This is a genomic window from Stenotrophomonas sp. (assembly GCF_032066555.1).
GTDB lineage: Bacteria > Pseudomonadota > Gammaproteobacteria > Xanthomonadales > Xanthomonadaceae > Stenotrophomonas.
On record NZ_DAMBKV010000003.1, the window covers coordinates 339896 to 346391 of the forward strand.

General features: G+C 62.4%; 5 protein-coding genes. 3 read left to right on the forward strand and 2 right to left on the reverse strand.

The window, feature by feature from the left end; translation table 11 throughout:
* Positions 1-163: 163 nt before the first annotated feature.
* A complete protein-coding gene (locus tag RT131_RS06515) occupies positions 164-2599 on the reverse strand; it encodes a TonB-dependent receptor (RefSeq protein WP_313171312.1) in 2436 nt (811 codons plus the stop codon).
* 89 nt (positions 2600-2688) lie between these two features.
* Complete coding sequence (locus tag RT131_RS06520; RefSeq protein ID WP_313171314.1) at positions 2689-3540, reverse strand: DUF1838 family protein; 852 nt, start codon at positions 3538-3540, stop codon at positions 2689-2691.
* A 467-nt stretch (positions 3541-4007) separates the two neighbouring features.
* On the opposite strand from RT131_RS06520, the gene RT131_RS06525 reads away from it, so the two are divergent.
* Genes RT131_RS06525 through RT131_RS06535 form a run of 3 tightly spaced genes read left to right on the forward strand, consistent with a single transcriptional unit; the run spans position 4008 to position 6106 of the window.
* A complete protein-coding gene (locus RT131_RS06525; RefSeq protein ID WP_313171316.1) occupies positions 4008-5195 on the forward strand; it encodes a methyltransferase domain-containing protein in 1188 nt (395 codons plus the stop codon).
* Positions 5192-5551: a hypothetical protein gene (locus tag RT131_RS06530; RefSeq protein ID WP_293706676.1), complete on the forward strand. Its 360-nt coding sequence runs from the start codon at positions 5192-5194 to the stop codon at positions 5549-5551. The genes RT131_RS06525 and RT131_RS06530 overlap by 4 nt, the downstream gene beginning before the upstream one ends.
* Positions 5552-5599: 48 nt before the next feature.
* Positions 5600-6106: a hypothetical protein gene (locus RT131_RS06535; protein ID WP_293706675.1), complete on the forward strand. Its 507-nt coding sequence runs from the start codon at positions 5600-5602 to the stop codon at positions 6104-6106.
* The last annotated feature ends 390 nt before the right edge of the window (positions 6107-6496 follow it).

The following is a 6496-nucleotide window of genomic DNA, read 5'->3' on the forward strand; positions in this document are numbered from 1 at the left end:
TGCTTTCGCTTTCGCTCTTGCTCTTGCACACCCCTCCAGAAATTCAAAAGCAAAAGCCAGAGCGATTTCCGCCTGCGCGGGAATGACGATCTGATGGAGCATCGGTAAAGCCCGTTACACGCGGGCTGGGACGCCGCTAGACATCCCAGCCCACGCAAAACTCTTAGAACTTGTAACTGACCTCAACGCCATACATACGCGGCAGCGAAGGTGTCAAACCAAAATCGCGCAGGTTGGTCACCGCCAGGCCGGTCAACGGCGGCACCGCCGGCACTGCCACGTAGGCGTCCGGATTGATGGTGCGCTGTGCATCTTCCAGGGTGCGGTCGTTGAACGCGTTGGTGACATAGGCCGACACCTGCAGCTGCTCGGTCGGGCGGATGCTGAAGCGGAAGTTGGTACGGGTGGAAGCGCCGATATAGGCCAGGTTGTCGACCTGGATGTAACGCTTGCCTTCGTAGTTGACGTCCATGTTGGCGGTGTATTCCCAGCCATTGGCCAGTGCACCGTCATACATCAGGCCCAGCGTCGCCTTGTGCTTGGGCACGCGCGGCAGGGTGGCGCCGGCAGCATCGGCGGCCGGGTCAGCCAGTGTGGGTGCATTGCTGCTGGAGAACAGATCGGCCTGGTCCTGGCTGAGGAATTTCAGGATCTCGGCATCGGTGTAGGAGTACGCCAGACTGGCCAGCCAACCCTGCGCGAACGCCCACTGGCTTTCCAGCTCGAAGCCACGGATGCGCGACTCACCGACGTTGGTGGTGTAGCTGGTCGAGAACAGCGAGCCGTTCTTGCGGATCACCGGGCCGGTTTCGGTCAGCTGCTGGTTGGTCCAGTCGATCTGGTAGATGTTGGCGTTGACGCGCAGGGTGCCGTCCAGCCAATCGCTCTTCATGCCCAGCTCGTAGTTCCAGGCCTCTTCTTCCTTGTAGGTGCTCAAACCACGCGCGATCAGCGCGTCGCGATCGGCTTCCTGGAAGTCGGCGCGGTAGACGTCGGTATTGAAGCCGCCCGGCTTGTTGCCCTTGGACACCAGCCCGTACAGGTTGATGTTGTCCTGGGCCTGGTAGCTCAAGGTCCAACGCGGGGTGAAGCTGCTGAAGGTCTTGTCCAGCGCATACGTCTGGCGATAGGTGTTCGCACCGAGCACACGCACATCGGTGCCGCCCTTGCTGATCTCATCGCGAGCGTAGCGGCCTTCCAGCGAGGTGGTCCACTTGTCGTTGATGTGCCAGTTGATCAGGCCGTAGATCGCCTTGTTGATGGTCTGGTCATCCGGATTGGTCGGGATGGTGGTGACCACCTTGTTGCCGCCAATGGTGTAACCGGTCAGGTCACCGCCCCAGCCCGGCTGCGCATCCTGCTTGTAGTAATACGCGCCCAGCATGCCCGACACCGCCAGACTCTGGTCGGTGGTCAGGCGGATATCCTGCGACCAGTTCTTGACGCCGGTATTGCTGAAGCTCTCGAACGCGCCGCCGTAACCGCGGATGGCGCTGTAGTCCTGATCGCTGGCAGCGTAGGTCTCGCTCTTGTTGTAGGCCGAGGTCGAGGTCAGGTTCCAGCCATTGGAGAACAGATAATCCACCACCACGCTGGTGCGCAGCAGGTCGGTCTTGCGGCCGGAGAAGTAACCGGCGGTCTCGAATTCCCTGGTGTTCAGCGCGTAGTCCGACGGTGCCGTCAGCTCACCGCAGTAATAGCCGCGGCGGCGCGATTCCAGGATCGGATACAGGCCGAAGTACAGGCCACCGGTTTCTTCCGGCAGGTAGCAGTTGAGGTTGTCGCTGCCCAGGCGGGCGGCAGCGAAGTGCTGGTCGCGGCTCTTCTGCTTCATTACCCGTGCGGTTATGTCCAACGCCTCGGTCGGCGACCAGGCGATGGCGGCCATGCCGCTGATGGTCTCGGTGCCGTTGAGGTCCTTCTTGCCCGAAGCCTGGTTGTAGAAGATGCCGTCATTGCCGCGCTTGTTCAGGCTGACGTCGTAGCCGAACGAACCATCGTCATTGGCGCCCGAATAGAACAGGCCCATCTTTTCCTGGCCGTAGTTGCCAGCACCCAGGGTGAGCTTGCCGCCCGGCGCGCTGCCCGGGCGCTTGGTGATGAAGTTGACCGCACCGGAGAAGGTACGGCGGCCAAACGCAGCCGACTGCGGGCCACGGATCACTTCCACCCGCTGGATGTTTTCCAGGCCGTAGCTGGAGATATCGCCTTCGACGTAGATGCCGTCGATGAAGAACGAGGCATTGGCCTCGCCCTGGATGTTGGACATGCCGCGGATCACCGGGCGGTCGAAGCCGCGGCCGTAGCCGGACTTGAACGAGAAGCTCGGCGACAGGTTGGCGATGTCGCGCACGTCGGTCAGGCCCTTCTTCTCGATGGTCTGCTCGGACATGGCGGTGATCGGCAGCGGCATCTGCTGCAGCGGCTCGGACACGCCACGCGCGGTCACAGTGATCTGGTCCAGGCTGTGCACGCTGTCATTGCTGGCTGCCGGCGGTGCGCCCGCCTCGTCGCTGTCGGCAGCGGCGGCGTTGCCCGCGCACAGCAGCAGTGCGAGGGCGATCGAGGAGCACAGCAGGTCTGGCTTGATGGTCTTCATGGGATTCCCGACTGGAAAGTTTGATCGGAATGGATTGGGAGGATGGATGCGCCGTCTTGGGGGAGGGTTCCGTCCGTTGTTTCCGTACTTCAGTCCTGCTGTTTCGCCGCAGCGCCCTGCTTGAGCTGCTTGTAGTAGCTCCAGCTGGTGACGTTGGGTTGCACCCAGGTTTCGGGTGCGCGTGCGTACTCCGGGTAGCGGGTACGGACGAGTTCCTGGATGTCGGCAGGCAGTTCACTGACCGAGGCGCGCTTGTTGCCCTGCGCGACGTACAGCAGATTGCCCGGGCGGGTGCCCAGCTTCATCCAGGGGAGCCACGGCCCGACGCGGGTCCAGCCGTAGGTGACCGGCACGCTCTTCAGCGCCGGGTTTTCCAGATCCGCGCGCGGCGCGAAAAACATGAAGTGCTCCGACCCCATGTAGGTCGGGCCACTGGACTCGGCCGGGAACTCGGCCGGCTGCAGCGGGTTGGGATAGGCCAGCGGGATGTTGAGGGTCAGCATCACCTGGTCGCCGGCTTCCACCCATGGCAGGTGCAGCGGACGGCCCGGCGCATTGAGCACGGTGTTGACCGGGTCGTTGGCGACCTGCACCACCTCGTTGCGCTCACCCGAGAACGGGTTGTCCCAGCTATCGATGATCTTGCCGGTCTTCAGGTCGCGGTAGAAGGTGAGCTCGCGCGTGTACAGCCGCCACACGCCATCGGCCTGCTTTTCCGCACGGCAGATGTTGTAGCCCTCGAAGCCCAGCAGCGGCGCCGGCTTCTGCCCCGGCTCCTGCGCGAACAAGGTGCCCGCCCACCACAGGATCTCCTCCTGCTTCGGGTCCAGCGAGCAACGCAACTTGACCATGGCCTCGACGCTGCCCTGTTCGGACTGCAGATCCAGCGCTTTCGCCTGTGGCGAAAGTGCAATTGCGGCCGCCAGCAAAACCGATGACATTCGAATCACGTTCAACCCCTGTTTGAAGGGAGCGAAAAGGCCAAGGCCAAAACCGCTCCGGACCACACGCGACAGGCCCAGCGACCCATCAAAGATGACATATAGCTATATCATTAGTACATGTTTGTCCAATCATTTGTAACACCTTTGTCGCAGAGCCCGCGGCCTTGCTGGATGGCGTGAAAACCGCAGCCGGGAGGCCCCTGCCCGGATTGCGCAACATGCTGCTTTGCAACAAAAATTTGCTCGCCGGAGGTGTGAAATCCGGCACTGGTAATTGTCCGGACATTTGATAGATTCGGGAAATCGGTGGCGCTGCGCAGGCGCGGTTTCCTGCCCCCTGCCGGTGCTCCGGCAGGCCCGTGGCGGAAATTTCTGCCAGGTATGGTCCAGGTGCTTGACGCTGTCCGAATCTGCATGACATATAGTCATAACATTAGAACTTTAATACCTATCCAGGAGTCGCCATGAGCCAGCAAGCACTGCCCCCCAGTTGGCAGCACGTCGGCCGCCACGCGGTCTTTCCCGAAAGCGCACACGACGACACCGCGCGCTTTGACTTCCTGGCCAACCTCAATGGCTACCTGGCCACCCAGCTCAGCCCCAAGGTCAAGCTGGCCTACGAGCAGCGGGTGAAGCCGGCGTTCGAGAAGGACAAGGGCCGCGCCCCGGAAACCCGCCACGAAGTGCGCAAGGCGATGGCCACCGACGGCATCTACCAGACCTGGAGCGCCCTGCGCCGCAGCAGCATGGAAATGCGCCAGCAGGCCGGTCGCGGCCTGGTGCTCAAGCAGGTGGACGCGCTGATCGACAAGACCCGCGCGCTCAACGCCAGCGACGATGGCCTGCAGCTGGATGCCTCGGTGAAGGTGCCACGCTATTCCAGCGCGGTGGACATCCACTGCATGCCCGGCGGTTACCACACCGAGCTGCTGGCCGATGACGTATCGGCGGCCGCCAACTACGACTGCGGCATCTTCGCCACCACCGGTGGCATGCTCGGCCGTTACAACGATGGCGGTGGCCAGGCGCTGGCGCAGTGGTTGAAGGAGGAACACCCCGGCTTCAAGCCGCGTCGCATCCTCGATATCGGCTGCACCGTCGGCCACAACATCGTGCCGCTGGCACAGGCCTTCCCGGATGCCGAGGTGATCGCCATCGACGTGGCCGCACCGATGCTGCGCTACGCCCATGCGCGCGCCCGTGCCCTGGGGGTGAACAACATCAGCTTCCGCCAGGCCAATGGTGAAGCGCTGGACTATGCGGACGGTTCCTTCGACCTGATCACCACCGCCATGTTCTGGCACGAAAGCTCGGCCACGGCGATGCCGCGCAAGCTGCGCGAGATCCACCGCCTGCTGGCGTCCGGCGGCCTCACCGCCCACCTGGAGCAGCCGCAGTATCACGGCATGGACCCCTACGAGCAGTTCATCCGCGATTGGGATGCATACAACAACAACGAGCCGTTCTGGAGCGTGATGCACGAGTACGACCTGCGCCAGATGATGGCTGCGGCCGGCTTCGATGCCGAGCGTTATTTCGAAACCAAGGTCCGCGGCGTGGTCGATCGGGACATCTTCCCGGTGGCCAGCGAAAGCGGCGAAGACCACGGCCGCGCTGCGCTGTGGACCATGTTTGGAGCCTGGAAAGCATGAGCATCGATCCGATCGCCCTGGCCGGCAGCCGCGCCCGCGGCAAGCGTCCGTACTTCTTCAAGGACCCGGACGTGGAGCGCGTGCTGTCCATTGCCATGGCCATCGCCATGGAAAACGCCGTCACCCACCAGCGCCTGGACGCGCTGGAACGTTTGATCGAACAGAAAGGCCTGCTCAGCCGCGAGGAACTGGACCAGTTCCGCCCGGACCGTGAGGCCGAAGCCCAGCGCACGCTGTGGATGAAGGAATACATCGCCCGGGTGCTGCGCATCGTGCAGCAGGAGACCGAGGCCTTGGAAGGCGGTGCTATGGACGTGCCGATGGAAGAAGTGATGGACGCACTTCGCAACGAATGAGGCCAAGCCTCAACTGATGACATCAACACGACCCACAAGGAAACCGCAATGCCGAACATGCAACTGCACCTGCCGCTGCTGGCCCGCCACGAAGGCGTCTGGGATGGCGTCTACCGTTACTACGACGCCAACGGCGACAAGATCGACGAACACAAGTCGCGCCTGATCTGCCGCTTCCCGGCCGATGAGAACCTGCCCTACCACCAGACCAACCACTACAGCTGGGCCGACGGCAAGGTGGAAGTGCGCGACTTCCCGACCCGCTACGAGTTTGGCCGCGTCATCTTCGACAACGAGCTGATCTACGGCTGGGCCGCCGAAGTGCCGCTGGATGACTACCACCGCACGGTGATGCTGTACTGGAAGCGCAAGGGCGAGGAAGGCCTGGAGCTGTACGAAATGATCCAGCTTTCCGACTGCGGTCAGCTGCGCAACCGCATCTGGCATTGGTACAAGAACGGCGTACTGGTACAGCGCACGCTGATCGACGAAAAGTTCGTCAGCCGCGACTGGCAGAAGATCAAGGGCGAGAGCTTCAACGGCGACCCGATCTGACTTCGCAACTGAAATGATGACTCGGGGCGCCAAGGCGCCCCGAGTTTGTTGCGGCTGTGCAGCGCTGGAGTTTGCGATTGCAGCTGTGAAGCCCCTCTCCCGCTTGCGGGAGAGGGGTTGGGGTGAGGGGAAGCTTTTAAAGCTCTAAGAGCTCCCCTCATCCGCCCCTTCGGGGCACCTCGCTCCGCGCCCCAGCCCCGCGTAGCACGCGGGGCGTACGAACAGTCACGAGCCTTTGGCTCGTAAGCGCCTGTTCTTAACCCCGCAAGCGGGAGAAGGGATAAAGAACAACAGCAACAGCAACAGCACAAGCAACTGCAACTGCAACTGCACAAGCAACTGCACAAGCAACTGCACAAGCAACTGCACAAGCAACTGCACAAGCAACTG

Bases quoted from the DNA above. Each gene is read 5' to 3' on its own strand.
- RT131_RS06515 (WP_313171312.1), bottom strand. From the start codon at position 2,599: ATGAAGACCATCAAGCCAGACCTGCTGTGCTCCTCGATCGCCCTCGCA.
- RT131_RS06520 (WP_313171314.1), bottom strand. From the start codon at position 3,540: ATGTCATCGGTTTTGCTGGCGGCCGCAATTGCACTTTCGCCACAGGCG.
- RT131_RS06525 (WP_313171316.1), top strand. From the start codon at position 4,008: ATGAGCCAGCAAGCACTGCCCCCCAGTTGGCAGCACGTCGGCCGCCAC.
- RT131_RS06530 (WP_293706676.1), top strand. From the start codon at position 5,192: ATGAGCATCGATCCGATCGCCCTGGCCGGCAGCCGCGCCCGCGGCAAG.
- RT131_RS06535 (WP_293706675.1), top strand. From the start codon at position 5,600: ATGCCGAACATGCAACTGCACCTGCCGCTGCTGGCCCGCCACGAAGGC.